Origin of the sequence: Amorphus coralli DSM 19760, assembly GCF_000374525.1 — a bacterium.
In the GTDB taxonomy this organism is placed as follows: domain Bacteria; phylum Pseudomonadota; class Alphaproteobacteria; order Rhizobiales; family Amorphaceae; genus Amorphus; species Amorphus coralli.
This window is the reverse complement of the sequence record NZ_KB894571.1, coordinates 483,229-509,822: the sequence shown is the minus strand read 5'-3', so window position 1 is coordinate 509,822 and position 26,594 is coordinate 483,229. Positions and strand designations below refer to the sequence as shown.

Here is a 26,594-nt window from a genome sequence, read left to right as displayed (position 1 = left end):
CCGGCGGATCAATGCCGGTCCGTAGCGCGCAGTGCGGCCCTGTCGCCCTCTGTCTATCGGGAGGCCGATGCCACCCGCAATTTCGGCAAAACCCCATCCGTAATGTTCCTGATGTGGAATTGTTCAGGAACCTGGACGCGCGAATACCGTCATGCCGGCGGTGGCAGGCCGCCAACGCCGGTCATGCACCTTATACTTAGAAGGAATCCAGCCCTAATTTGCAAATCGTATTGCCGCTGCGTCGGTTGGACACAGCTCGCACGCACGTCGGGGGGAGGGAGCCCTATTCGCCGGTGAAGTCGGGCCGGCGCTTCTCGAAGAAGGCGGCCATACCCTCGTGCTTGTCCTTGCTGGCGAACAGCACCTGCAATGCCTTGCGCTCCAGCGTCAGACCGGCCTCCAGCGAGGAGTTCTCCGAGTGCAGGATCGCCTCCTTGGTGGCCGTGACCGCGAGCGGTGGCAGGCCGGCGATCGACTTCGCCATTCCGAGCGCGGTTTCGAACACTTCCGCGTCGGCCACCACCTGGCTCACCAGCCCGATCTGGTAGGCCTCCGGGGCGGAGATCGGCTTGCCAAGCAGGCAGATGCGCATTGCGTGGAACTTGCCGACGGCGCGGGTGAGGCGCTGGGTTCCACCGGCTCCGGGCATGATCCCGACCCGCACCTCGGGCTGGCCGAGCTGGGCGCTTTCGCCGGCCACGATGATATCGGCCATCATGGCGAGCTCCAGCCCGCCGCCGAGTGCGAAGCCGTTCACCGCGGCGATCACCGGCTGCGGCGTGTTGGCGACGGCAGCCCACAGGCGCTCCACCCGGCGGCGCGCGACCTCGACAGGATCGGCGTCGATGAATTCCTTGAGATCCGCGCCAGCCGCGAAGGACTCCTCGTTGCCGGTGAGCACGATGGCGCGCACGCCCGGATCGTCGGAGAGCGTGGTGAAGGCTTCCGCCAGGCCGCGGCGGGTTGCCATGTTGAGCGCGTTGCGGGCCTTCGGTCGGTTCAGGCGCACCACGGCCACGCCGTCCATCGGGCGTTCGATCAGAACCGGGGTCTCGGCATCGCTCATGGCGGTCTCCTTCGCATGCGACTTTACTCAGGCGCGCGAAGCTACCCGGTTTGGCGGCGCGGTCCAGCCCGAAGGTGCGAGAAGGCGCTGTTCGGCCTTGGCGCTCTACACGCGGGGGGAAAATCGGATAGGAAGTCGGCCGAGAGTTTCAACGAGGCGAGGGTTTGAGAATGCGCGACGTGACGGACCCCGACTACACGGTCGGCATCGTCGGAGCCGGCGTGATGGGCCAGGGCATCGCCCAGGTGACGCTTGCCGGCGGCATGCGGGCGATCATCTTCGATGCCAAGGACGGCGCGGCGGCAGCCGGCCAGGCCGAGGTCTTCAAGCGCATCGACAGGCTGGTGGAGAAGGACCGGCTGTCGGCCGCCGATGCCGACACGCAGAAGGCCCGGCTGTCGGTGGCGGCAAGCCTCGCCGATTTCGCCGGCTGCGACACGGTCGTCGAGGCGGTCGTGGAGAAGCTCGAGGTCAAGCGCCAGATCTTCGGCGACCTGGAAGACATCGTCGCCGAGAACGCGATCCTCGCCACCAACACCTCGTCGCTGCCGATCGCCTCGATCGCCCGGACCTGCCGGGTGCCGGGGCGCGTCGCCGGCATGCACTTCTTCAATCCGGTTCCGCTGATGCGGCTGGTGGAGATCATCGAGGGACCGGCCACCGACCCGGCCGTTGCCGCGCAGCTCTCCGAGCTCGGCAAGCGCATGGGCCGCACACCGGTGTCGGTAAAGGATTCGCCTGGCTTCCTCGTCAATCTCGGCGGCCGCGCCTACTACACCGAGGCGCTGCGGCTGCTCGACGAGGGGGTGGCGACGCCGTCCCAGATCGACGCCATCCTCACCGACTGCTGCGGCTTCCGGATGGGGCCGTTCGCGCTCATGGACCTCACCGGCATGGACGTGAACTATCCCGTCTCCATGATCGTCTACGAGGGCTTCCTCAACGACCGGCGGCTCGCGACCACGCCGCGCCACAAGCTGCTCTACGAGGCGGGTCGCCTGGGTCGCAAGACGAAGGCCGGGCATTTCGACTACGACGAGGCCGGCAAGAACGTCACGCCGAGCGACGCCGACTACGCGCCCTCCGGTGCGCCGGCGAGCAAGGTCGTCTGCGCCGAGGCGCCCGACGAGCCGGACGCGCTGTTCGCGCTCTGCCAGGCGGTGGGGCTGGAAATCCTCGAGGACGACGACGGCACCAGCCCGATCATCGGCTATCCGGTGGGCGACGACGCGACCAGCTACGCGCTGGAGCTGGGGATCGATCCCAAGCGCCTCGTCGCGGTGGACGTCTCGGCGGACACGGCGAAGCGCGTGACCCTGATGACGGCTCCCGGCGCCGACCCGGCACACCTGGACGCGGTGGCGGCGGCAATCGTGGCATCCGGCCGCGCGGTGACGGCCATCAAGGATTCGCCGGGTTTCGTCGCCCTGCGCATGCGGGCGGCCATCGCCAATCTCGGCTGCGCCATCGCCGAGGCGGGCCTCGCCACGCCCTCCGACATCGACCTCGCCCTGAAGCTCGGCCTCAACTACCCGATGGGCCCGCTGGAAATGGCGGGAGAGCTCGGGCTGGAAACCACGCTGGTGGTGATGGAGCTCCTGCAGGAGATTACCGGCGACGACCGCTACCGCCCGGCGCTGTGGCTGCGCCGCCGAGCGCTGCTCGGGCTGCCGATCCACACGCCGTCCTGAGGAGGCCGGCCCGGCCCGGGAGAGCGGCCGGGCGAAGCCGGATGGTCAGGCGGTCGCGGCACGGGCGTCCCGTGCCGCGACCAGGTCCAGCAGGCAGTCGGCCGCCTCGTCCGCTCCGGTAAGAGCGGGTGGGGCGGGCGGCGTCTCGGCCATGAGCCGGCGGATCAGGGTCTCCGCTTCGTCCGGCGAGGCATGCGGGGGAAGCTCGGCGGCGCGGCCGTGGCGGTTGGCCCAGGCCGTGAGTGCCGGCGTCTCTGGCCAGCCCTCGCGAGGCGTGTGCAGCAACCGGGCCCGGTTCGCGACCGTCTCCACGAAGGTACCGTAACCCGGCTTGGCGATCACGATTGCCGACGAGGCCATCAGGTCGATGTGGGTCATGCCGGCCTGGAGCAGCGGCTCCGGATCGGTGATCCAGTCGATCTCGTCCGGCAAGCCACTCAGGAAGTCCGCGGCCACGCCGGTCGTCCATCCGCCCCACGAAACGAGGCCGATGGGCTTGTCGGAGGAACCGCCGATGAGGGCGCGGATCTCGGCCTGCCGGTTCCGTCCGATCCTCCCGATGGGGCCGATCGTCCGGCTGTTGCCGAGCGAGGGCATGGCCATCGACGGTTCCGGCATCAGAAACACGTCCGCGGCGGCATAGGCGGTGTCGAAACACCGGATCGCAGCTTCGTCGACGGCGCCCTGCGGCAGGGTCGCTCGCAGCACGTCGGCCCAGTTGAGCGAACACAGCGCCAGGGCCGGGATACCGGCGCGGCGGGCGGCGACGAGGCCCGGCGCGGCGATGTCGGCGAAGACCGCGTCGGGCCGGAGGCGGGCGATGACCGCGTCGCTCTCGCGCACGGCGGCCTCGAACCGGGCGGCAAAGTCGCGATAGAGCGCCGCCGTCGCGTCCACGTCGACGGTGTCCGGTGCCGACATTGCCAGCGACGGATCGAAGGGGCCGGGCAACAGCGTCGCCCCGGCAGTCCAGAAGCGCCGAACCGCCCGTTCGGGAACGTCGGTGCGCAGCGTCACCTGGAGGTCCGGGACGCGGGCGGCGAGCGCGTCCAGCACACAGGTCGTCTGCATCATATGACCGAAGCCGTGGGCGGAGACGTCGGCGAGAAGACGCATGCGGCGGTCCTGTTTGGGGATGGGGGACGCGCGCCCCCTTCTTATCGTGGTCCCGATCGGATAAGCCTTCGAGACGGAAAGGCCAACAAGAAGGCGGTATCCCCTTGAGCTTGGACGACCAGCGCCGGGACCAGCTCATCTCCGAGCGCATCCTGGAAAGCATGCGCGACGGGGTCGTGACCATCGATCTGACCGGGCGGATCATCACCTTCAATTCCGCCGCCGGTCGCATCCTGCAGAAGAGCCCCGCCGAGGTCGTCGGCAAGTCGTTCGGCGAGATCTTCCTCACCGAGGAGAGCTTCGACGACTTCAACGAAGTCGTGTTCAAGGCGGTCTACGAGGCGGAGACCACCCACACCACCGAACTTGCGCTGATCGTCGACGACAACAAGGTCAACCTGTTCGTCTCCTCCAGCTTCCTGATGATCGAGGACGACAAGGGCGAGGACGAGCGCTACGGCGTCGTCGTCGTGTTCTCCGACATCACGGAGGAGCGCAAGCGGCGCAAGATCAAGCGGCTCTTCGGCGAATATATCGACCCGCGCATCGTCGACCGCATTCTGGCGCGCGGGGAGGTCGACCAGACCAGCCGGCGCGAATGCATGACAATCTCCTTCGTCGACATGCGCGACTTCACCGGCTGGAGCGAGCGCCTGCCGCCGGACTGGCTGATCGATCTGCTGAACCGCTTTCTCGCTGCCATGGCGCAGCCCATCGCCGGCGCCGGCGGCATCACCGACAAATATATCGGCGATGCGGTGATGGCCTGCTGGGGGCCACCCTTCACCGATGCCGAGACCCAGGCGGTGGATGCCTGCACGGCGGCGCTCGGCCAGATCGCGGCCCTCCAAGGCCTGCGCCGCGACCTTGCGGAGGCCGGCTTCTCCACGCCGGAACGGATCAACGCTGTCGTGGGCGTCGCCACGGGCGAGGTGATCGCCGGCGACGTGGGACCGGAAGCGAGCCGCAACTACACCGTCATCGGCAATGCCGTGAACCTGGCGGCGCGGCTGCAGGAGGCCGCGAAGTTCCTCGGTCACCCGATCATCGTCTCCCAGGAGACGGCGCGGCGTGCCAGCGAGACCTTCGTGTTTCGCGAACTGGAGCGGATCGTGCCGCGCGGCAGCCACAGCGCGGAAAGCGTTTACGCGCTGCTGGGGCGCGCCGACGAGGTTGCCGATGACGTGCGCGAGGCGGCCGCCCTGCACGAAAAGGGGCTCGAGGCGATGTACGCCCGGGACTGGACGGGCGCGGCGCGGCTCTTTGCCGAGTGTCTGGCGCGCGATCCCGACGATGCCTCCGCCGCGCTGCAGGCGAAACGCGTCGCCTACTATGCCGACTGCCCGCCGCCGGCCGACTGGGACGGGGTCTGGAGGGAGCCGGGGCTCGTCGCTTCCGCCGCCGCGCCGAAGTAGCGCAGCGTCAGGCAGGTGATGTCGTCGGCCTGGTCGGCGCCGCGCTCGAAGTCGCGCAGCGAGGCCAGGACCGCGCGTCCGAGCCCGTCCACCGGCGTGGCGCTGGCCTGCGCCTCGAGCAGCTTTTCCAGTCGGTCCTCGCCGTAGGCTTCGCCGTCGATGTCGAAGGCCTCGGTCACGCCGTCGGTGAACATGAACACCGTGTCGCCCGGCTCCAGGGTGATCGAGGCATCCCGGTAGACATGGTCCTCCACCACTGCCAGCGCCGGATCGCCCGTGCGCGCCAGCGGCGTCAGGCCGCCGCGCTTGCGGTGGATGACGTAGGGCGGGTTGTGGCCGCAGTTGGTGTAGGTGAAGACGCCGGTCTCGCAGTCCAGGATGCCGTAGAACAGCGTCACGAACATCATCTGGTCGTTGTCCGCGGCCATGAACTGGTTGACCTGCGTGACCGACGCGGCCGGTGAGCTGGTGAACAGCGCCGTCGCCTTCACCAGCGTGCGGGTGATGGCCATGAACAGCGCGGCCGGCACGCCCTTGCCCGACACGTCGGCAACGGCGATGCCGAGATGCCGGTCGTCGATCAGGAAGTAATCGTAGAAATCGCCGCCAACCTCCTTCGCGGTCTCCATCAGCCCATCGATGGCGAACGCCTTGTGCGGGGGCAACGGGTGCGGCAGGAAGGACTGCTGCAGCTCGCGCGCGATCTCCAGCTCCTGCTCCAGACCCGCGAGCCGGGCCCGGGTGACGATGGCTTCCTGCAACTCCTTGACCAGGCCGGTCAGGCGAGAGTGCTGGTCGGAGATCCGCGCCGACATGCGCTGCAGGACCGTCGAAAGCACGTTGAGCTGATCGTCGGTGCTCTGCCGGGCACCGGTGCGGGTCGGGTCCTGCTTGCGCCGAACGATGGCCTGAAGGTCGTCGACGATCTCCGCGCGTCCGTCCGCTTCCAGCGTTTCGGCAAGGCGTTCCAGCTGGCGGCGGATGATGCGCTCCTGCCGCCGACGCTGACGCTCGACCTGCTGCTGCTGGTCCTGAAGCGCGATGGTGTTGCGCCGGAAGACGGATACGGCCTCGGAAATCTTGCGGATCTCGCCGCTGCCGGCGTCGTCGAGCGTCTCGTTGACGTTGCCCTTCGACAATCCGTCCAGCACGGAAATCGCGTGCTCCAGCGGCTTGAAGGCGTGGCGCATGTAGAAATAGAGGGCGAGGATCACGATGACGCTGAACGTGGCCACGGCGATCAGGCCGGAGCGCTGCAGCATCTCACCGGTTTCGAGAATTTCGGTCGAATCGCGGAGCGTCACCAGGGTCCCGATGGTGCCTCCCGCCATGTCCGCGACGGGCACGCCGGTGGCCAAGAGCAGCCGGTCGTCCGTGCGGATGATCTGGGCGTCCGCCGTGCGCGGCGGAATGTTTGGATCGACCTCCTGCCAAAGCAGTGGCGAGGTGCCCTCCACCATCCGGCCGCGGAGCGAAACCAGGTAGCTCGGCTCGCGCAGTGTTTCGGTGAAGCGGCCGAGGACGCGCTCCGCGTCGGCCGCCACGACGACGATCGCGACGATCTCTTCTCCCTGCAGCACGGGCGCGGCCGACGTCACGACGTAGGTGTCGGGGTTCGCCTGGCGCAGGCCGCCGAGCGGCGTACGCCGGCCGGAAATGACGCCGAGGGCCTTGGCGTCCAGGAGCAGGCGCTGCTCGATCTCCGCGGCGCTCGAATAGACCAGCTCGCCGGCTGGGCCGATGACCTGGATGTTGTCCACGATGTCATCGGGAAAGACGGCTTCGGCAAGAGCCGTTGAAACGGCATCGCGGGTGATCGGCTGGTCCGCCGGGATCCGGGAGGCGATCTCCACGGCGACGATCCGGAGATCGTCCGCTTCCTCTTCCACGAGGCTTTCCCAGAGGGAGCGCTGGCCGTCGATGGCGATCCGTGCAAGCCGCTCCTGCTCGAACTGGGAGCGCGCATAGCCCACCGCGACGAGGCCTGCGATGACCAGCAGGAAGGCGATGGACAGGAAGAGGGTGACGCGGGTGCGCAGGAGCATGGAGGGTCAGCTCCCTTCGCCGGTTGCGGTGTGGCCGGGCGCGCTGCGCGGCAATCGCTTGGAAATCAGGGCGTTCGCGGCGAGGGCGGCGAGAGCGGCGGTGGCGATGCCGGCGGTGAGGGTCAGCGGATCGGCGCCCGTCCAGAAACTCGCTCCGCCGAGCGCGCCGGCCCCGAGCAGCCCGAGCGTCATACCCGTCGCGGCGGGAAGGCTGTAGGTCCGCGATGCGAGCGCGGCCCAGACCAAGCCCAGCCCCAGGCCTGCGATTGGGGAGACGAGGAAGGCCGGCGCCGGGGTCAGGACGGCGAGCCAGACGGCGGCAACGGCGAGCGCCGCGCCGGCGGTCGCCGGGAGCCGTGTGGGCACCAGCCAGGGCAGGGTCATGGCGGTGGCGGCCAGGCCGAACTGCAGAGCCATGCCGGCATAGTTGTCGCGCATCACGTGGCCCGACAGGTGCACCTCCAGCCAGGCGGTGACCGCCAGGACCGCGATCAGCGGGGCAAGGATGTCGCTGGCCGCCGCCGGCCGCCAGGCGAACACCGTCCGGCTGGTCGGACGGTAGGGCTGCAGCAGACAGACGGCAGAGAGCGCGGCGATGGCGCCGCCGAGCGCAAGGAAGCCCGTCCGCCGGCCGAGGATTTCCGCGACAAGCCCGCCCAGGATCGGCCCGATGCCCCACAGGGCGACGAGCAGCAGGGCGCCCTGCCAGGGCCTTCGCGCCAGCCCGCCGGTCCGCGCGAGCAGGCTCCAGGCGCTTAGCCAGAGGCCGAAGCCGACGGCGATCCGGGCGGCCGCGAAGGGCAGGGTTTCGTGGATGGTGAAGGTGGCTGCGGTTCCGGCCGCGGCAACGAGAAGCCCGAGCACGACGCCGGCGCGCGGCAGCCACAGGGCGATGGCGTAGGCCGCGAGCACGCCGATCAGCCGGCCCAGGGCGTCGCCGGACAGGGCGAGCCCGATGGCCACCTCGGTGAGCGGGTCGGTGCCGATCCGGTCGGCCGCAAAACCGGCAACGAGCGGCCGAGCGGCCTCCACCAGGGCGAACACCGGAAGCGCCATCCAGCCGCCCCAGCCGTGCCGGCGCACGGGCTGCCGCAGATGGTCGAACCGGTAGGCGGCAAGCGGTTGCAGCGCGGCATCAACCCGACCGGAAAAGGTCTTGGTCACGTCGATGGCGCGGATCTCGTCGGCGAGCGCGGCGGCGTTTCGCGCCTGCCTGCGCACCGGGACGATGAGCCGGACGGCAGCCCGGCCGAGGGGGCGCAGCGGGCTGTCCTCGGGCGGCGGCGTGTAGTCGGCGAAGCCGCCGCGTCCGACAGCCCGGCTGGACGCGACGAAGCGGGCGCGCGGCAGATCGATGAGCTCGAGCCTGTAGATGCGGTACCACAACCCGGCCAGGAGGCCGGCGAACAGGCTCGCCGCCAGGGCGGCCGCCACGAGCCGCAGGCGCACCATGGTTGCTACGCCGTAGGACGGGTCGATGGCGATCTGGCCGACGACCGTGTCGCCCCGCCGGATGGGCACCGTCACCGTCGCGTCGAAGGCGACACCCGCGCGCCGGGTCTGCTGGAAGAGCGCCTTGCCGTCCGCATCGGTGATGGCGATCCCGTCAACCTCCGGATTGGCGGCGATGACGCCTTGGAGATAGCCGTCGACGCCATAGAGGTCGGCAAGCGGGATGCCGAGCTCGACAGCCCGGGAAACCAGACCGCCGATGGAATGGCCGATGGTGCCGACCACCTCGTCGGACGCGAAGCGAAGGCCGCTGCGGTCCAGCCGGTCGCCGGTCGTGAGCATCAGGGCGCCGACGGCAGCCACGATGAGGGCCACGGCGAAGCCGAACGCCGCCGCGGCGCGAGTGGATCTGTCCGAGCCGCTGAGATGCACCGCCATCAGATTTCGCTGTCGATGCGGCGCAGCGTGTCGACGGTAGCGTCGATTTCCTGCTTCGCGCGGTTCGATGTGGCAATGGCCTGCGGGAGGCCGCGGATCGCCGGATCGCCCGGGCCGGTCACGCCGTCCTGGCTGTCCAGCCGTCTGGCGAGCTGGCGGAAGTGGTGTCCGATTCTGCCGCCGAGGACGATCGCAAGCACGAGGGCGGCTGCGATGCCGAGGACAACGTATGGGGCCGCGCGCAAGGCGATGCCCGGCAGGTGGTGTCCGGGTTTGGGCTCCACCGAGCTGTCGAGGATCATGGTAATCCAGCCCGCCGTCATACCGAAATCATTCTCGATCGAGGTGCCGATCACCACCGTTTCCAGATACTCGACGCGCCATGGCCGTCCAGGGAGGCGCTCGTTGATGGCCTCCTGCCACGCCGGGGGGATCGGTTCGCCCAGCGCCCCGCGATCGGTTGAATAGAGCGCGGTTCCGTCCGGCCCGAGCACTTCGATCGCGTGCAGGCCGCTGTTGTTTGCGACGGTCTGTTCGAGAATCCGTTCGATGGGCTGCAGTTCGTTCAGCGGCAGCCCAAGGCTCAGATTGCGCTCGATCGTCTGGTCTAGGTCGGCAAGCACGAAACCGATCTGGGCATCGCGCAGCGACACCTCACCGCGCTCCAGCACGCGCGCCATCGTCGTCACCGACAGAATCAGCGCCACGACCGTCGTCGTCACGGCTATCAGGCTCACGGGTCGGGATACGCTCATCGGGAACCGCTGCTTCCTCGGCTTGCCGCGCGTGATCCTAGTCGCGGTGGGCGTTCGCGAACAGGGACGACCTTGTCCTGTTGTGGTCGTCGTGTACGGAGTATGCTACCGGACCGGTCAATAGTCGCATTCGGCGGAAAGTTCTACGCGTACGCGGCGACAACGGAAAGAAGGCGGCATGCGGCGACTTGCATTCGTCCTGATGGTGGCCCTTACCCCTGTCGTGCTCGCCGCGGTCGCGCTCGGCGCATACCTGAATTACGGAAGTATCCGCCAGAGCTATCTCGACATGGTGGGCGACCGGCTTGAGACCGTGGCCCGCCGCGTCGCCTCCGATTCGGAAAGTGCGCTGTCCATCGGCATCCCGCTGGCGGGACAGGCGACCCTGTCGCGACTGCTTCAGCGTGAGCGCGAAGCAGACCTCGTGCTTTCCTCCATCGATGTCGTCGACGCCACCGACACCATTCTCTTTTCCAGCGACAAGAGCCGGATCGGGATGAAGGAGACCACCGACCCGGAGCTGACCCTCGATCGCTCGGCGGCGATCCAAAACGCCTTCGAGACCACCGAAGGCACCGTGGTCGTTCGCGCCTCGCGCGCGGTCCTGGATTCCGAATTGCAGGAGCTGGCTGACGGCATCGAGCATGTCGCGATCTACGCCATGCTCGGCGCGCTGTTCGGCTCGTTTGCGGCCGTTCTGCTCGGGCTGAGGGTGCTATGGGCGCGCGTGTCGAACACCGCTGAAACCGCCGGTGGCCAGATCGTGCCGAAGGAAACCGTCGCCACCTTCCGGATGGTTGACGACGCGCACCGCTCCATTGCCCGCCAACTGGGTGTGGCCGAGGCCCCGAAAGAGGTGAGCTGATTTCATGCGGCGCTTCGACGTCATCATCCTCGGTCTGGTCACGGCCGTTCTGCTTGCCGCCCTCGGAGCCATCTCGTGGCAGTCCATCCGAGGCGCTGAGAATCTGCTGCTCCCTTCGCTGGACCGCAAGGCGGATGTCGTCGCGCGCTCTCTCTCCGGGCTGGTCGGCGAGGCGGTCGGCTACGGCATGACGCTCGACGAGATCGTCGGTGCCGACGAGGTCCTCGCCGAGGCGCTGACGGAGAATCCGGAATTCGCCTACGCGGCGATTGCCAAGCCCGACGGGCGGGTGGTGGCTCTTTCCAGCAATCAGCAGGATCACGATGGCGCCGCCGTCCTGTCCGACCTGATCGGCGAACTGCGCACCGTCACCGCGCCGGTCGAGGTCGATGGCCGCACCGTGGCATCCGTCGTCGTGGGCATTCCAAACGCGGTCGCGGAAACCCTGATCCGGCGCCTCTGGCTCGATATCGCGGTGCTGCTGCTGGTCTCGCTGCTGATCACGCTCGAACTCCTGTCCTTCGCCTTCACCATCTCGTCCGCCTCGCTGCTGCGTGGCCTGGCACGGCGTCTGAACGCTCTTGTGAAGCATGACTTCCGCCCGCACGCGCCGCTGGCCGGAACGGGGCCGCTGGCCGAGGAGGTCGCCAACGTCGACCACGAGATCGACCGGGTGCGCGCCGAGCACGCGCGCCTGACACGGGTCGCGGAAGCGAAGAACGACGAGGAGGCGCTGGCCGACCTGGAGCTGATGGAGCGACGCTACCACCTCTCCACGGAGCGCACGGATCCGCCGGTCAGCCTGATCGCCGTGCGCGCGCCGGTGTTTCTGTTCTTCTTCGCGGAAGAGCTCACCCGTCCGTTCCTGCCGAACTACATCAAGAGCTTTGCCGAACCGATCGCAGGCCTCTCGATCGAGATGGTCATCTCGCTGCCGATCGTTCTGTTCATGGCCATCGTCGCCATTGCGCAGCCCTCGCTCAACGGTATCACGGAACGCTACGGCCGGGCCCGCTCGCTGCGCGTCGGCGCGATCCTGGCGCTGTTGGGCTTCGTCGGCACCGCCTATTCCGCCGACATGCTGCAACTGATCCTGTTCCGGTCGATCACCGCGGTGGGCCTGGCGACCGTGTTTGTCGCCGCACAGGGCTACATCGTCGACCGGACCGGTTCGGTGAACCGGGCACGGGGCATCGGCCTGTTCGTGTCCGGCATCATGGTGGCCATGCTGTGCGGCCCGCCCATCGGCGGCATCCTGGCCGCCCGGCTCGGCCCCAGCGCGGCCTTCCTCGTCTCCGCCGGCCTGTGCTTCGCCGCCTATGTCTGCGCCTCGGTCGCCCTGCCCGGCGACAAGCCGGCGTCCGGCAGCGTCGCGCCGGGACTGCGGCTTTCCCAGGTGGGCGCCGTGTTGCGCCGGCCGGCAATGCTGCTGCTTCTCGCCGGCTGCGCGCTGCCGGCGAAGATGATGCTCATCGGCTTCTGCTTCTACTATCTGCCGCTGTCGCTCGCCTCGGCCGGCTTTGATTCAGCCACCATAGGCCGCGTGCTGATGCTCTACGGGCTGGCCATGGTGATCCTGATCCCGCTCGTCTCGCGGCTCAGCGACGATGCCGGCAAGCGCACGCTCTATGTGGTGATCGGTGCGATCCTGTCCGGTGCGGCCGTGCTGCACGTGTTCGTCTGGCCGGAGCCCTGGGGCGCGGCCATCGCCGTGCTGCAGATCGGCATCGCCCAGGGGCTGTCCACCACGCCACAGTCGGCGCTGGTGGGCGAGTTGGGCTCGCGCTACGTGCCGGACCTGTCCCAGGGCGGACTGTATGGCGTGTTCCGCCTGATCGAACGCGCCGGAACGGCCATAGGCCCCGCCGCGATGGCCTTTGTCTGGGGTGCCTACGGAGCAACCGCGGCGATCGTCGGCATGGGGCTTCTCGTGGCCGCCGGCGGCCTGCTGTTCGCGATTTCCGCGATCGTCACCGGGGGCGGGCGCACCGAAGCGTCGATGCCGGCCCGCTAGAAGGGAAGTCGGGGGGACCAATGAGGGGAAAGGGAAAAGACGCCATGACCGGCCGCACACTGACGCGCCGCGGCCTGCTTGCCGGCAGCGCCGCCGTCGCCCTGGCAGGCAGCCCGCTGGTCCGGACCGCGCTCGCGCAGGACGCGACGCCGCGCGAAGAGCCCTACACGATCTATCAGATCACCTTTCGCGGCCCCACCGACGTGGAGCGCGGCTTCGCCGATTATTTGAAGCAGCGTGGCATCCCGGTGGAGTTTATCGAGCGCAATGCCGATCTCGACCCCTCCCGCGTCGCCGACTTCGTCAAGGAAATCGAGGAAATCAAGCCGGACCTCGTCTACACCTGGGGCACGCCGGTCACCATCGCCACCTACGGCAAGGCCGCCGACAACGATCCGGCCCGCAACGTCACCGACATTCCCGGTGTCTTCACCATGGTGTCCACCCCGGTCGGGGCCGGAGTGGTGCCGACGCTGGGCTCGTCGGAGCGCAACATCACGGGCACCTCGCACGTGGTGCCGCCGGAGCCGCAGATCCGGGCGATGCAGTCCTACCGGCCGTTCAAGACGCTTGGCGTGCTTTACACACCGACGGAGCAGAACTCTGTCGTCATCGTGTCCTCGCTGCGCGAAATCGCCGACCGGATGGGCTTCAAGCTGGCCGAGCGCACCTTCCCGCTCGACGCTGACGGCAAGCCCAGCACCGACACAGCCGGCGACCTCGTTCGCGAGCTTCATGAAGATGGCGCAGAGTGGCTGTACTACCTGCCGGACACGTTCCTCTCCACCAACATCGACAAGGTGGCTCCGGTGGCGACCGAGCTCGGCATTCCCGGTTTCTCCGCGACGGAGCTCCTGAAGAACGACGCGCTCGTTAGCCTAATCAGCCGCTACTATTCGCTCGGCCAGCTGACCGCCCACAAGGCCGAACAGATCCTGGTGCAGGGCGTGGCGCCTGAAGACATCCCGATTGAAACGCTGAAGCGTTTTTCGCTGATCATCAACATGCCGCTTGCCCGCAAGCTGGAGCTCTATCCACCGCTTGCGATGCTCAATTACGCCGAAGTCATCACCGGCTGAGCCACCGCGCCGGGCGCCGAGGGAAGAAACATGGCCGCTCTTGCGACCCTGGACGAACCGATCGAAACCGTGGCGCTCGGCATGGGCGACATCGAGGCGATCGACGGTCTCTTCCGCGCCACGGTGGCGGCTGTCCCGAACCCGGCCGCCGTGCGACCGGACGAGCCGGCCTTCTTCGAGGAGGTCCTGGACAGGGGCGGGGAGATCGTGGGGCTCACGGTTCACGGTGCGCTGGTCGCCTACGGCGTGCTGCGACCGGAATTCCCGGATCAGCATGACCGGCGCGGCCTTTCGCGGCTGGTGCGCGACGACTGGCCGCTCTTCGTCACCGACGGGTCGGCGGTGCATCCGGCCTACTGGACCCATTCGCTGCAAAGGGTGCTGATCCGCGAACGCATCGACCGGGCCGTCCGCCAGGGCGCCCGGACGATCATCGCCAAGGTGTCCCCGGCGAACCTGCCCAGCATGCGCAATCTCCTGAAGGAGCACTTCCGCATCGTCGCGTTGGTGCGCAAGCCTTATGGCTGGCGCTATGTGCACCAGCGCTCCGCGGTGGACTATCCTGAGACGTCCGTCATTCCGGAGATCTGGCGGACCGCCGCGGACGTGGACGCGGCTCAGATCCTTTTCGAAGCCGGATATGGCGCGGTGCGCTTCCGCCTCGGCGAGGAGGCCCGACCCGAACTCGGTTTCGTGAAGGTAGGCGCCTGAGAGATCAGCCGCGCGCGGCGGCGATGGCGTCTTCCCGGCTGTCGTGAACCGGGAACAGCGAAATGAAGCCGGAAATCTCGAAGACGTCGTGGATGGTGGGGCCGAGCTTGCAAAGCGCCAGCACACCGCCCGTCGCCTTGACCTTCTTGCCGGCGATGAGCACCACCCGCAGCCCGGCGCTCGAGATATATTCCAGCTGATCGAAATCGAGCACGATGCGAGACATGCCGTCCTGGATCTTCTGCAGCACCTCGGTCTCGAACGCCTTGGCGTTGGCGCTGTCGACGCGGCCGACGGGGGCCATCACCACGACGCCGTCGATTTCCTCTTCCGTTACCGTGAGCGCGGTCACTGCGTTTCCTCCTTCCGGGGCGGCAATTCGTCGACAAGCGTGAAGCGGACGACGTTGGTGTCGCCGACGCGGGCATACGTCAAGTCGCGGGTCATGGTCAGGCTGAGATAGACGCCCAGCCCGCCGATCTCTCGCTCCTCGATCGAGGCCTCGACATCCGGCGGTGGCAGGCGGGTCGGATCGAACGCGGGAGCGTGGTCGATGATCTCGCCGACGATGAGCTCGCCCTCGTGCGCGATCTTGAGCGCGATTGGCTCTCCCTCGGTGCCCTTGTAGCCGTGGTTGACGACGTTGGTCAGCAACTCTTCCAGGATCAGGTTGAGCACGAAGCCGGTGCGGGGCGACAGGTCGTGCTCGTCGCAGAACGCCTCGATATCGGACTGGACCGACATGACCGCGTCGAGCGTCGCCTCCAGGCTCACATCGATCGCTTTTGGCATCGGCTGCGCACTCGATACAGGTTGTGTCGCGGGCACTCCGGATCCCGCCGGCACCTTGTGGGAGGACCGTAGCAACAAAAGATCGCGACACCAACGGAAACGGGAATCGCGATTAACGCCGTCTCCCGCCGGGCCGTCTCCGCCTCCCCGAAACGTGACTCAACCCTGGGCGCGCTGGCGCGTTACCCTAGCCTCGCTGTCGTCCGTTGGGGCGGCTGCGTCCGCTCGACCGGACCATCGGCCGCAACCGCGGTCACGTTCGGGATCCGGATCTCCAACCGCTCGGCCGAGGCGCCATGTCGCAAGCATTGAGAGCGGGCCTGTCAAGGCTCGACACCACCACGCGGATCACGCTTGCGGTTCTGGCGCTGGCGTCCGGCGTCTACACCTATCTGGGCGTCCGCGACCTCCTGGAGGGCGAGGGGCTGCCGGTCTTCTTCGCGGCGGTGGTCTATTCGGTGGCGGTGTCCGTCGGCATCTACGCCTTCTGGTCCTACCTGCTGTTCTTCCTGCCGCACGTCCGGAGCTGGAGGGACCGGCGCACGCTGACGCTGGCACTGATCCTCGGCAGCGCCATGATCGTCGCCATGTCGTCGTGGCTCAACGCGGCTGCGCTGGCGGGTGGGGCGGCGCTGGAGCAGCATCTCGCAACCACGGCGGAAGAATATCAGCACCGGCTGGACGCCGCCCATTCCAACGCGCTGGCCGCCCAGGGACTGCTGCCGGACATCGAGCTCGCCTCGTCGCGCTTCCGGAGGCTGGCCGAGGAGGAAGAGGCCGGCGGTGCGCTCACGGGCACATCCGGCTCCGGCACGGTGGTGCAGCTCCTGCGCCAGATGGCGGCCGACCTGGAGAGCCTGGCCGGCGAGGTGCGGGCCTCGCGGGATCTGGTCGACCGGCTTTACGAGGAGGGCGGCGAGAATCTGTCCGCCATGCGCACCATCGTGTCGGCCTCCGGTCCGGTTGAGGAGCGCTCCAACGCATTCGGCGAGGAGGCCGTGGCGCTCGCCGGCGTTATCGCCAGCCTGCAGCAGACCTCCATCGCGCCGGCCGTCAAGCGCGCCGCCGACGATCTCGCCGCCACCTTCGTCGCGCCGGCCGCGGGCGGTGGCACCGCCGATCTCGCCGCCCGCCAGAGCGAGGTGGTCGAGCGCGTTCAGGATGCCGTGGAGGCCCAGGCCCAGGCGCTGTCCGCGGCCGCCCAGCAGATCCTCGATCGCGAGCCGGTCCAGCCGCTGCGCTTTACCGCGCTGTCGGCGCCGGAGGCCGTGGTCCGCTACGCCCGGGATTTTCTCCCGAGCTGGGCCGGCGCCATTTCCATCGACCTCCTGCCGGCGGTGATGATCCTGATCCTTGCCGGCGTGCAGTCCGCGATCCGGCGCGAGGAAGGCGAGGAACTGGAGGAGCATTCCATGACGGCCGGCGAGCTGATGCGGGCCATGCGCCTCTATCACCGGATGCGCGACGAGGAGCGCGAGATCGAGGCCGGTATCCCGGAAGGCGCCGGACCAGCGCCGCTGGCCTCCGACGACCGTGATCATCCGCTCCATGTGACCCGGCTGTCGGACGCGGGCCCGCGCCGGTCGAGCCCGGGCAGCGACTAGGCTCATGGCGGGTCTTGTTTCTCCGGGCCCCGGCACCCCGCCGGCGGGCAAAAGCCGGTTGCAGAAGGCCGAGGACACCGTCCTGCGCCTGGTCTTCTTCGGGTTGCTTGTCGGTGCCGCCGTGGTGCTCGGAACGGACGCGCGGCCGGCCATCGAGGCGGCGCGGCAGAGCCTGCCGGAGGTGCTGAGCCCCGCGCCGACCGGGCCTGTCCCCATGCCGCCGGCGGAGCCCGGCGACCAGGTGCGCCGCTACAGCCCCGTCGCCGTGCCGGACCTGCCCCAGGACGGACCGGAGGCTTTGCCGGGCTATGTCGGACGGCCGGGCCGCGAGGCGCTTGTGGAGGCGATGGAATTCCGGCGTGGCACCGAAGGGCGGGCGAGCGCCGTCGGTCGCATCGACGTCGGCAGCGCGTCCGCGTTCGCCGAATTCCTGGAAAGCCAGGGCGACGAGCTTCAGGTGCTCGTCCTGCATTCGCCCGGCGGTTCGGTGCGCGATGCCATCGAGATGGCCCGGGCGCTGCGCGAGAAGGGGATCGCCACGGAGGTGCCGGCGAACGGCTACTGCGCCTCCTCCTGCCCGCTGGTATTCGCCGGCGGCACGGCCCGTCACGTCGGCGAGCCGGCCTGGGTCGGCGTTCATCAGGCCTTTGCGCCGGGCGAGCGGGAGGGCACCGTCGCCGACGGGCTTGCCGGCGGCCAGGAGATCAGCGCCGAGGTGCTGGCGCTCCTCGTCGACATGGGTGTCGACGCCGCCGCCTGGATCCCTGCCATGCGCACGCCCAAGGACCGGCTCTACGTCTACAGGCGGGAAGAGCTGGATCAGTACGGCTGGCTGGCGGAGGGGGAGGATGAGGCTGCCGCTGCGGAGGAGCAGGCGGGAATCTCTAGTGAGGAGGCGGAAGCCTCAGGCGAGCCTGAGGTTCGTTCCCCGAACTGACGGTCGCTATCTGCGACCTCCGCCTCATTGAAGCCTCGGTAGCGGTCGGGCAAATGTCTCCCTGACTGTCCCTCTTGAATCTGATGCGTATCGCCATATGATACGTTCCGAGGGTTGGTCGAATGATCGCATCGTTCAAGGGGAAGTGGACAGAAGCGGTTGCTGCCGGCCGCGGCTCGAAAGGCTTTCCCGCCGATCTCGTGCGAACGGCACAGAGAAAACTGTTCATTCTCCAGCACGCCACATCCCTGAATGATCTTCGTTCGCCTCCCGGCAATCGGCTCGAGGCTTTGAAAGGGGATCGGGCGGGACAGCATTCGATCCGGATCAATGACCAGTTCCGGATTTGTTTCCGCTGGATCGATGGAGACGCCCATGACGTCGAGATCACCGACTACCACTGAGAACGAGGCGCCCATGTTCATGGTCACGCCTCCTGTTCATCCCGGTGAGATCCTGCGCGAGGAGTATCTCGCGCCGCTCGGCCTCAAGCCCTACACGCTGGCGAAGAAACTGCACGTCCCGCGCACCCGCATCGAGAGGCTTGCGGCCGAGAAGACGCCGGTTACCCCCGATACCGCGCTTCGGCTTGCCCGGTTCTTCCGCACCTCGCCACGCTACTGGTTGGGAATGCAGGCGACCTACGATCTCGCGATCGAGGGGGAGGCGAAGCGGGCGGAGATCGACGCAATCGATCCGCTTGGTGAGGTTGCCTGACGCCCCTACCGCGCCAGCTCCCGCATCGCGCCATCCAGCCCGTCGAGGGTCAGCGGGTACATCCGGTCGCCGACGATTTCGCGGATCATCTGGATGGAGCCGGTGTACTGCCAGAGCCGGTCCGGCACCGGGTTGATCCAGGCGAGCGACGGGTAGGTGGCCACGAGGCGCTGCAGCCAGACCTGGCCGGCCTCCTCGTTCCAGTGCTCCACCGAACCGCCAGGCAGGGCGATCTCGTAGGGGCTCATGGAGGCGTCGCCGACGATGACGATCTTGGTGTCGGCCGGATAGGTGTGCAGCACGTCCCAGGTCGGCGTCCTGTCGGAATGGCGGCGCCGGTTGTCCTTCCACAGCCCCTCGTAGAGGCAGTTGTGGAAGTAGAAATGATCGAGCGACTTGAATTCCATCCTGGCGGCGGAAAACAGCTCCTCGCAGACGCGGATGTGGTCGTCCATGGAGCCGCCCACGTCGAGCAGCAGCAGCACCTTCACCGCGTTGCGCCGTTCCGGGCGCATGCGGATGTCGAGATAGCCCTTCTCGGCGGTGGCCTTGATGGTGTCGTCGAGGGCGAGCTCCTCGGCCGCGCCCGTCCGGGCGAAGCGGCGCAGGCGGCGCAGCGCGATCTTGATGGTGCGCGTGCCGATCTCGACGGTGTGGTCGTAGTCCTTGAAGTCGCGCCGGTCCCAGACCTTCACGGCGCGCCGGTGGCGGCTTTCGTGCTGGCCGATGCGCACGCCCTCCGGGTTGTAGCCATAGGCGCCGAAGGGCGAGGTGCCGGCCGTGCCGATCCACTTGGAGCCGCCCTGGTGGCGCCCCTCCTGCTCGGCGAGGCGCTCCTTGAGCGTCTCCATCAGCTTCTCGAAGCCGCCGAGCGCCTCGATTTCCGCCTTCTCCTCCTCGGTGAGGTATTTTTCCGCGAGCTTGCGCAGCCACTCCTCGGGGATCTCGGCCTCGATGGATTCGCCCACCGTCTCCACCCCCTTGAAGACAGTGGCGAACACCCGGTCGAAGCGGTCGATGTTGGTCTCGTCCTTCACCAGAATGGCGCGCGAGAGATAGTAGAAATCCTCCACCTTCTTGTCGGCGAGATCGGCCTCCAGCGCCTCCATGAGCGTCAGGTACTCGCGCAGCGTGACGGGCACGCCGGCGCGCTTGAGGTCGTGGAAGAAGGTCAGGAACATCGACGCTCTCGGGGTTCTGGGTAGGCGCGGCAAGACTATACCAGCCGTCGGCCGATGGCACGGGGGAGGCAAGCTGCCTCGGCTGACAAGCCTATGCCAGAGACAGCTTCATGCCCTCGTGGCTGGCGACGAAGCCGAGGCGTTCGTAGAAGCGGCGGGCATCGGCGCGCGACTTGTCGGTGGTGAGCTGAACGAGGCCGCAGCCGCGCTCCCGGCAGCGCTCGATCGCCCACGCCACCATGGCGCCGCCGAGGCCCGTGCCGCGCTCCGATGCCGCGACGCGCACCGCCTCGATCTGGCCGCGCCACATGCCGAGCCGCGACAGGCCGGGGACGAAGGTGAGCTGAAGCGTTCCCACGACCGTGCCGTCCTGGTCGGCCACCACCAGGAGCTGGTTCGGATCGGCGTCGAGGGCGGCGAAGGCATCGAGATAGCGGCGGTCGAGCGGCAGGCCCGGGTTCTCGCGGCCCTGGCCGAGCCCGTCGTCGGCCAGCAGGGCGACGATGGGGGCCACATCGGCTTCGGTGGCGCGGCGGAAGACGGGTGTGCTCATTTCTTCCCCTTTGCCTCGTCGCCGGCAAAGGAGCCGAGTTCGGAGACAATGTCGGACACCCGCGGGCGTCGGGCGCTGACGAAGGGCAGGGGCCGGCAGACGTCCATGGCGGCAAGGCCGAGCCGGGCCGTCATCAGGCCGTTGACGACGCCCTCGCCGAGCTTGGTGGAGAGGCGCGAGACCACCGATCCGCCAACCACCTCGTGCAACAGGGAATCGCCCGCCGCCATGCCGCCGGTGACGGCGAGATGCTGGATGGTGTGGCGGGCGAGCCGCAGGAAGCCCAGCGTTCCCGGCCGTCCCGAATACAGCGCCGCGAGCCGCCGCATCAGCCGGAACGCTTCGATCCCTACATAGAGGATGTCGACAAGCGCGCGTGGCGACAGCGCGGTGACGACGGAGACGCGCTTGGCCGAGGCGACGATCATGGCCCGGGCCTGGGCATCGATCGGGGTCAGGATCTCGCGCTCCGCGAGACCGATCAGGTCGCGCCCGTCGATGATCTCGTCCATGTGTTCCGCCAGTGCCGCGCGTCCGCGCGCGGTCGACGTTCGGGACGCGTAGAGCGCGGTCAGGTCGCGACAGACGGACAACGCGCGGGCCCGGTCGTCGGCCTCCGCGGCTTCGCGGGCAGCGATGCGGAGGTGCTCGATCCTGGCGATCTTGCGCAGGGCGAATGCTTCCTTGAGCGCCAGGCCGAGCGCACCGATGGCGGCCATCGCGGCGAGCGCGACAGCCACCCAGCCGAGCCACGGCGCGCGCTCGAAGAGATCGGCGATCAGACGATCCACGGCGAAGCCGACGCCGAGGCTGACAAGACCGCCGAGCCCGATGGTGAAGAGCGTGCCGAGTGACCAGCCGCGCCTCTTCGGGAAGGCCGGTTCGTCGACGGGCACCAGGTCGCCGTGGCTCGCCATCTCGTCGAACGGGGTCTCCGGCTCCGCTTCGAAGGGGGGCGGGGCGGAGGACAGCTCGGCGTCCTCGACGCGGAAGGCGGTGGGTCGACGCGGCCCGCTCATGCCAGTCGGTCTCCGATGAGGAACTGCAGGACCCGGTCGAGCCGGATGTGGGGAAGCGACAGGGTGGTGCCGCCGGCGGTGGTCTCCAGCTGGGGCGGCCGGAAGCGCAGGAAGGCCAGCGCGCCCGCGTCCGCCGCCTCGTGACGGAGCACCGAGCGCGGCTCGGCGGGCAGGTCGCCCGGGAAGAGGGCGATCTCCGTCTTGCCGTCATAGACGGTGCCGTCGACGCGCTCACCGGGCAGCGGGGTGCCGATGATGGCCGGCAACTGCTCCAGCCCCTGGCGGACGCGGCCCTCGCGGGTGGCGCGCACGGCGGCGATGGCGGCAACGTCCACCTCGGCGCCGGAGAAGGTGGCGCGGTCGGTGGCGCTCTCCACCAGCGTGGCGAGAATGGCCTCCAGCTTGTCGTGGTCGGTGTGGTGGACGTGGTCGGCCTTGGTGGCGGCGAACATAAGCCGGTCGACGCGCCGGTCCACCAGCCGGGTCAGCCAGGACAGGCGTCCCGGCCGGAAGCAGGCCATCACTTCCGACAGCGTCGACTGCAGGGCGCGCACGGCCTCGGGCCCGGCGTTGAGTGCTGCAAGCACGTCGACGAGCACGATCTGCCGGTCGAGCCGGGCGAAGTGGTCGCGGAAGAAGGGCCGCACCACGTGCGATTTGTAGGCCTCGTAGCGTCGCTCCATCATTGCCCACAGCGCGTCGCGGGAGCGTTCGCCGGTGGGCGGGTCGATGGGGGCGAAGGTCAACGCCGGCGAGCCCTCAAGGTCGCCGGGCATGAGGAAGCGGCCCGGAGGAAAGGCCAGCGGCGTGGTGGATTCCTCGCGCACCGCCTTCAGGTAGCCGGTGAAGGCCTCGGCCAGGCGGCGGGCGGTGGCCTCGTCGGCCGGGGCGCCCGCATCGATGCCCTCAAGCGCTGCCAGCCAGGGCGTAGCGCTGTCGGCATGCAGCGGGCGGCGCGCCTCCTTGAGCGACTCCTCCGCCCACGTCCGGTAGTCCTTGGCGAGCAACGGCAGGTCGAGCAGCCACTCGCCGGGATAGTCGACGAGGTCGAGGTGCAGCCGCCCGGGGCCGATGTTGCGCTGGAAGAAGGACGCGGATTCGTACTCGATGGTCACCCGGAGCTCGGCGATGCGATGGGTCGATTCCGGCCAGACCCGGTCGTCGATCAGCGCCCGGACATGATCCTCGTAGGCGAAACGCGGCACGGCGTCGTCGGGCTGCGGCTCCAGATGGGCGCGCGCCATGCGACCCTGGGCGTAGGGTTCGAAGACCGGAAGTCGGCCGCCATGGACGAGGTTGTGGACGAGGGCGCTGAGAAAGACCGTCTTGCCGGAGCGGGCAAGCCCGGTCACGCCCAGGCGCAGGCTCGGCGAGACGATGCCGCCGGTCCGGCTGGCGAGCGTCTCCAGCGCGAGGCGCGCATCGTCGGTCAGGGTCGTGATTCGCATGCGGAGACCGGGTTCTTCCTCATTGGTGCCGGCAGGGCGGGGGCGGGCATCGTGCAGAACCGTCGCGCGCGGGCGCACCGGCCGATTTCCAACATGGGCATTGAAGTGTCCAGGCGGAAGGTTCAGACTCGGAGAGTTCGCATCCCTTAACCGCAATGCGGACGAGTCCGGTGGGGTTTCAATTGACTCTCGCGCCCACCGGCGCGTTATGTGCGGGGTGCAACTGCGCGTGGTGAGGCCTCAGGGCATGCCCGCGTCGTTGGCCGTGCGGCCATGCGGCCCAGATCCGCCCGCCCTTGCCGTTTACCAGATCCACCCCTCAGCCGCCGTGCGAGTCGGCGCAAAGCTCGAAAATCCCATGGAAGCTGGCCATCATCCCCGTCAGGGCGAACGCCTGAGCGCGCTCTACTCCTACGAAATCCTCGACACGGACCGGGAAAAGGATTTCGACGACATCGTCGAACTCACGGCAAAGCTGTGCGACGCGCCGATCTCGGTGGTGAATTTCATCGACGCCGAGCGGCAGTGGTTCAAGGCGGAAACCGGGCTGGGGACGCGCGAAACGCCGCTGGCCACGTCGATCTGCTCGCACATCATCCTTGAGGAGGAGTTCGTCGAGATCCCCGACACCCTCAAGGATCCTCGCATGGTGGACAACCCGCTGTGCTGCGGCGATCCGGGGCTGCGCTTCTACGCCGGCGCGCTTCTGAAGACGGAAGACGGCCTGCCGCTGGGGACCCTGTGCGTGCTGGACACTCGGCCGCGGACCCTGACACCACTCCAGCGCGATACCATCCGGGTGCTGGCTCGCCAGGTCATGGTGCAGCTCGACATGCGCAAGGCGCTGGCCTCGGCCTCCGCGTTGCGCCAGGAGGTCGACCACCGGGTCAAGAACTCGCTGCACGCGCTCTCCGCCCTGATCCGCGTCCTCAAGCGCCGGACCACCTCGGAGGAGACCCAGGTGGCTCTCACGACCATTCATTCGCGGATCGAGGCGGTGGCGGCGGTACACGCCGAACTGCACCGCACCGATGCCGGGCCGGTCATCGACCTGGAGCGCTACGCGCGCAATCTCGGCCAGCATCTCCTGGCGCTCGCGCCGCAGGACGTGACGCTCGACCTGTCGCTCGATGCGGTCAAGGTCAGCTCACGGCAGGCTGTCGCGGTGGGAACGCTGGTCAACGAATTCGTGGCCAATTCCTTCAAGCACGCCTTCCCCGGCGAACGCGCCGGCACCGTCCGCATCGAGATCCGGGATGCCGACGAGGGGCGGGCGGTCCGGCTGACCTGTCGCGACGACGGAGTGGGGCTGCCCGCGGCGAGCGAGACGACCACCGGAGGCATCGGCATCAAGATCGCCCAGGTGATCTGTTCGGAGCTCCAGTGCGAGCTCAACATGAACTCCACGCCGTCCGGCCTTGCGGTCTGGGTGGAGTTCCGGAAAGAGCATCAGTCTCTTGGCGCATGAGGCGGCGCACGATCCGCGCCGCCGGTCGAAGAAAGCCGCACGATGATGCTCGATTATCTCCCCTATGCCGTTGCGCTGGCGATTGCCGCGGCCATTCCGGGGCCGGGCATCGCCGCTGGCGTGGGCAAGGCACTGGGCTCGGGCTTCCGGCCGGCCTTCTTCTACATGAATGGCCTGATCCTGGGCGACCTGACCTACCTGACATTCGCCGTGCTCGGGCTGGCGGCCATTGCCGACATGTTCGGTGAGGTCTTCATCGTGGTCCGGATGGCGGGTGCGGCCTATCTGGCTTGGCTGGCCTGGCACTTCTGGAGGGCCGGCATCGACCCGGAGGCGGTTGACGCGCGCAAGGGATCCGGCTTCTGGCCGTCTTTCCTGTCCGGCTTCACCATCACGCTTGGCAACCCGAAGACCATCATCTTCTACATGGCGCTGCTGCCCACCGTGGTGGACCTGCATTCGGTGACGGTCGGCTCCTACGGCGTGCTGGCGGCGCTGACGGTCGTGGTGCTCTACGCCGTGGTGACGCCGTACATCGCGCTGGCGAGCCGCGCGCGGATCATGCTGCGCAACCCGCGCGCCCTGAAGATCATGAATCGCAGCGCATCGGCGGCCATGGCCGGCGCGGCCGCGGCCATCGTCGCGCGGCACTGAACGCCGGCGATCCGTGGCCTGAAGGTCAGTCCAGATCCTTGGGGCGGACGAAGGCGGAGAGATGGCCGCCGTCGGGCGCCAGGGCCTCCCAGGCGTCGATCTCGAAGTCGATCACCGCGACGGTGGCGGTTGGAAACTCCGTGGCGAAGGCCTCGGCGAGCCCATCACCGGTGCTGCCGACCAGCGTTTCCGCGCATTCTTCCATGCCCGGGTTGTGTCCGATGACGAGGACCGTTCGCGCGTCGCCTCCGAGGCGGCGGATCGCGTCGATAATGGCCGTTTCGCTGGCCTCGTAGATCTCGTCGATGAGCCGGATGTCGAGCGGGCCGCGTACCTCCGGGAGGAGGGCGGCGAGCGTCTCGCGGGTGCGCTGGGCGGTGGAGCAGAGGATGCGGTCCGGCACGAGATCGTGCGCGGCCATGTACCGCGCCATGATCGGCGCAACGCGACGGCCGCGCCGGTTGAGCGGCCGGTCGAAATCGGCCTGGGTCGGGTCGTCCCAGGACGACTTGGCGTGGCGCAAGAGAATCAGCCGGCGCATGGCTCAGCCTCCCGTCGGTTCGATGCGTCAGCGGCCGTCGCGGCGGGCCATGAAGGCGAGCCGTTCGAACAGGTGCACGTCCTGCTCGTTCTTCAGGAGCGCGCCGTGCAGCGGCGGGATCAGCTTCTTCGATTCGTGCTCGCGCAGGACGGTCTCGTCGATGTCCTCGTTGAGGAGCAGCTTCAGCCAGTCCAGGAGCTCCGAGGTGGAGGGCTTCTTCTTCAGGCCCGGAAGCTCGCGCACCTGGAAGAAGATCGACAGCGCCTGGGACAGGAGCCGCTGCTTGATGCCGGGGAAGTGGACCTCGACGATCTCCGCCATGGTGTCGGCATCGGGGAAGCGGATGAAGTGGAAGAAGCAGCGGCGCAGAAACGCGTCCGGCAGATCCTTCTCGTTGTTCGAGGTGATGATGACGATGGGCCGCTGGGCGGCTTTGACCGTCTCGCCGGTCTCGTAGACAAAGAATTCCATGCGATCGAGCTCCTGCAGGAGGTCGTTCGGGAATTCGATGTCGGCCTTGTCGATCTCGTCGATCAGAAGCACCGGGCGCTCCTCGGAGGCGAACGCCTCCCACAGCTTGCCGCGCTTGATGTAGTTGGAGATGTCGGACACGCGGGGATCGCCGAGCTGGCTGTCGCGCAGGCGCGAGACGGCATCGTACTCGTAGAGGCCCTGGTGCGCCTTGGTGGTCGACTTGATGTGCCACTCCAGCATCGGCAGGCCCAGCGAGCGGGCCACCTCGTGCGCGAGCACCGTCTTGCCGGTCCCGGGCTCGCCCTTCACGAGAAGCGGACGCTGCAGGGTGATGGCGGCGTTCACGGCCACCCGCAGGTCCTCAGTCGCGACGTAGTCGGCGGAGCCTTCAAAGCGCATGGAGATCCTCGTCGTTCGGGAAGTGCTGGTGGGCGCGTGCCGGGGGGGGGGGGGCGCTGGCCCAGCACTATACGAAGGCACGCCTCTCGCAAAGCCGGGCTGGCGGTCTGTGCGAGGCGGCCAAAAACAGGAAAGCGTGAATCTGCGGCCGTATAGCCGT

Annotated in this window: 25 protein-coding genes; 12 read left to right on the top strand and 13 right to left on the bottom strand. The window is 68.3% G+C overall.

Annotated features, from left to right (window positions below; all coding sequences use genetic code 11):
• Positions 1–283 precede the first annotated feature (283 nt).
• Positions 284–1,066 (bottom strand): enoyl-CoA hydratase-related protein, encoded by a 783-nt coding sequence (locus tag C507_RS0106510; RefSeq protein WP_018698865.1) that lies wholly within the window; start codon positions 1,064–1,066, stop codon positions 284–286.
• A gap of 170 nt (positions 1,067–1,236) precedes the next feature.
• Here C507_RS0106510 and C507_RS0106505 point away from each other — a divergent pair, with 170 nt between their 5' ends.
• Positions 1,237–2,757, top strand: a complete 1,521-nt coding sequence (locus tag C507_RS0106505) for a 3-hydroxyacyl-CoA dehydrogenase (protein WP_018698864.1) — start codon at positions 1,237–1,239, stop codon at positions 2,755–2,757.
• A gap of 45 nt (positions 2,758–2,802) precedes the next feature.
• On the opposite strand, the gene C507_RS23035 is transcribed toward C507_RS0106505, so the two are convergent.
• Complete coding sequence (locus C507_RS23035; RefSeq protein WP_018698863.1) at positions 2,803–3,873, bottom strand: hypothetical protein; 1,071 nt, start codon at positions 3,871–3,873, stop codon at positions 2,803–2,805.
• 104 nt (positions 3,874–3,977) lie between these two features.
• On the opposite strand from C507_RS23035, the gene C507_RS20585 reads away from it, so the two are divergent.
• Positions 3,978–5,288 (top strand): adenylate/guanylate cyclase domain-containing protein, encoded by a 1,311-nt coding sequence (locus tag C507_RS20585; protein WP_156829179.1) that lies wholly within the window; start codon positions 3,978–3,980, stop codon positions 5,286–5,288.
• Here C507_RS20585 and C507_RS22295 read toward each other — a convergent pair.
• The 3 genes from C507_RS22295 to C507_RS0106480 are packed head-to-tail and all read right to left on the bottom strand — an operon-like array spanning position 5,204 to position 9,945.
• A complete protein-coding gene (locus tag C507_RS22295) occupies positions 5,204–7,333 on the bottom strand; it encodes a PP2C family protein-serine/threonine phosphatase (RefSeq protein ID WP_018698861.1) in 2,130 nt (709 codons plus the stop codon). The genes C507_RS20585 and C507_RS22295 overlap by 85 nt on opposite strands.
• A gap of 6 nt (positions 7,334–7,339) precedes the next feature.
• Positions 7,340–9,223 carry a hypothetical protein gene (locus tag C507_RS0106485; RefSeq protein ID WP_018698860.1) on the bottom strand — a complete coding sequence of 628 codons (1,884 nt, stop codon included), beginning with the start codon at positions 9,221–9,223 and terminating at the stop codon, positions 7,340–7,342.
• Positions 9,223–9,945 (bottom strand): hypothetical protein, encoded by a 723-nt coding sequence (locus tag C507_RS0106480; RefSeq protein ID WP_156829178.1) that lies wholly within the window; start codon positions 9,943–9,945, stop codon positions 9,223–9,225. The genes C507_RS0106485 and C507_RS0106480 overlap by 1 nt, the downstream gene beginning before the upstream one ends.
• 211 nt (positions 9,946–10,156) lie before the next feature.
• Here C507_RS0106480 and C507_RS0106475 point away from each other — a divergent pair, with 211 nt between their 5' ends.
• The 4 genes from C507_RS0106475 to C507_RS0106460 are packed head-to-tail and all read left to right on the top strand — an operon-like array spanning position 10,157 to position 14,647.
• Positions 10,157–10,843 carry a hypothetical protein gene (locus tag C507_RS0106475; RefSeq protein ID WP_018698858.1) on the top strand — a complete coding sequence of 229 codons (687 nt, stop codon included), beginning with the start codon at positions 10,157–10,159 and terminating at the stop codon, positions 10,841–10,843.
• 4 nt (positions 10,844–10,847) lie between these two features.
• Complete coding sequence (locus C507_RS22290; protein WP_018698857.1) at positions 10,848–12,857, top strand: MFS transporter; 2,010 nt, start codon at positions 10,848–10,850, stop codon at positions 12,855–12,857.
• A gap of 44 nt (positions 12,858–12,901) precedes the next feature.
• On the top strand, positions 12,902–13,936 hold the full coding sequence (locus C507_RS0106465) for an ABC transporter substrate-binding protein (protein ID WP_018698856.1): 1,035 nt from the start codon (positions 12,902–12,904) through the stop codon (positions 13,934–13,936).
• Between the two features lie 30 nt (positions 13,937–13,966).
• Positions 13,967–14,647, top strand: a complete 681-nt coding sequence (locus C507_RS0106460; RefSeq protein WP_018698855.1) for a GNAT family N-acetyltransferase — start codon at positions 13,967–13,969, stop codon at positions 14,645–14,647.
• 4 nt (positions 14,648–14,651) lie between these two features.
• On the opposite strand, the gene C507_RS0106455 is transcribed toward C507_RS0106460, so the two are convergent.
• Together C507_RS0106455 and C507_RS22285 are read right to left on the bottom strand one after the other, a co-directional pair.
• Positions 14,652–14,999: an STAS domain-containing protein gene (locus tag C507_RS0106455; protein ID WP_018698854.1), complete on the bottom strand. Its 348-nt coding sequence runs from the start codon at positions 14,997–14,999 to the stop codon at positions 14,652–14,654.
• Complete coding sequence (locus C507_RS22285) at positions 14,996–15,439, bottom strand: ATP-binding protein (protein WP_018698853.1); 444 nt, start codon at positions 15,437–15,439, stop codon at positions 14,996–14,998. Before C507_RS22285 ends, C507_RS0106455 begins: the two co-directional genes overlap by 4 nt.
• Positions 15,440–15,735: 296 nt before the next feature.
• On the opposite strand from C507_RS22285, the gene C507_RS0106445 reads away from it, so the two are divergent.
• The 4 genes from C507_RS0106445 (at position 15,736) to C507_RS0106430 (ending at position 18,697) form a co-directional block, all read left to right on the top strand.
• Entirely contained in the window at positions 15,736–17,043 is a 1,308-nt protein-coding gene (locus tag C507_RS0106445; RefSeq protein WP_040400647.1) for a hypothetical protein, read from the top strand.
• A 58-nt stretch (positions 17,044–17,101) separates the two neighbouring features.
• Positions 17,102–17,980: a COG3904 family protein gene (locus C507_RS20565; RefSeq protein WP_156829177.1), complete on the top strand. Its 879-nt coding sequence runs from the start codon at positions 17,102–17,104 to the stop codon at positions 17,978–17,980.
• Between the two features lie 122 nt (positions 17,981–18,102).
• Positions 18,103–18,384, top strand: a complete 282-nt coding sequence (locus C507_RS0106435; protein WP_018698850.1) for a type II toxin-antitoxin system RelE/ParE family toxin — start codon at positions 18,103–18,105, stop codon at positions 18,382–18,384.
• A 13-nt stretch (positions 18,385–18,397) separates the two neighbouring features.
• Entirely contained in the window at positions 18,398–18,697 is a 300-nt protein-coding gene (locus tag C507_RS0106430) for a HigA family addiction module antitoxin (RefSeq protein ID WP_018698849.1), read from the top strand.
• 5 nt (positions 18,698–18,702) lie between these two features.
• On the opposite strand, the gene C507_RS0106425 is transcribed toward C507_RS0106430, so the two are convergent.
• From C507_RS0106425 to C507_RS0106410, 4 genes are all read right to left on the bottom strand, one after another.
• Positions 18,703–19,878: a vWA domain-containing protein gene (locus C507_RS0106425; RefSeq protein WP_018698848.1), complete on the bottom strand. Its 1,176-nt coding sequence runs from the start codon at positions 19,876–19,878 to the stop codon at positions 18,703–18,705.
• 91 nt (positions 19,879–19,969) lie between these two features.
• Positions 19,970–20,431 (bottom strand): GNAT family N-acetyltransferase, encoded by a 462-nt coding sequence (locus C507_RS0106420; protein WP_018698847.1) that lies wholly within the window; start codon positions 20,429–20,431, stop codon positions 19,970–19,972.
• Entirely contained in the window at positions 20,428–21,450 is a 1,023-nt protein-coding gene (locus C507_RS0106415) for a YcjF family protein (protein ID WP_018698846.1), read from the bottom strand. Before C507_RS0106415 ends, C507_RS0106420 begins: the two co-directional genes overlap by 4 nt.
• On the bottom strand, positions 21,447–22,898 hold the full coding sequence (locus C507_RS0106410) for a YcjX family GTP-binding protein (RefSeq protein WP_018698845.1): 1,452 nt from the start codon (positions 22,896–22,898) through the stop codon (positions 21,447–21,449). The genes C507_RS0106415 and C507_RS0106410 overlap by 4 nt, the downstream gene beginning before the upstream one ends.
• Positions 22,899–23,256: 358 nt before the next feature.
• Between C507_RS0106410 and C507_RS0106405 the strand changes: the two genes are divergently transcribed.
• Together C507_RS0106405 and C507_RS0106400 are read left to right on the top strand one after the other, a co-directional pair.
• On the top strand, positions 23,257–24,366 hold the full coding sequence (locus tag C507_RS0106405) for a histidine kinase dimerization/phosphoacceptor domain -containing protein (RefSeq protein WP_018698844.1): 1,110 nt from the start codon (positions 23,257–23,259) through the stop codon (positions 24,364–24,366).
• A 42-nt stretch (positions 24,367–24,408) separates the two neighbouring features.
• Positions 24,409–25,020 (top strand): LysE family translocator, encoded by a 612-nt coding sequence (locus C507_RS0106400; RefSeq protein ID WP_018698843.1) that lies wholly within the window; start codon positions 24,409–24,411, stop codon positions 25,018–25,020.
• Between the two features lie 25 nt (positions 25,021–25,045).
• Here the strand turns inward: C507_RS0106400 and C507_RS0106395 are convergent, their stop codons facing one another.
• Complete coding sequence (locus C507_RS0106395) at positions 25,046–25,561, bottom strand: SixA phosphatase family protein (protein ID WP_018698842.1); 516 nt, start codon at positions 25,559–25,561, stop codon at positions 25,046–25,048.
• Between the two features lie 27 nt (positions 25,562–25,588).
• Entirely contained in the window at positions 25,589–26,434 is an 846-nt protein-coding gene (locus C507_RS0106390; RefSeq protein ID WP_018698841.1) for an AAA family ATPase, read from the bottom strand.
• Positions 26,435–26,594 lie beyond the last annotated feature (160 nt).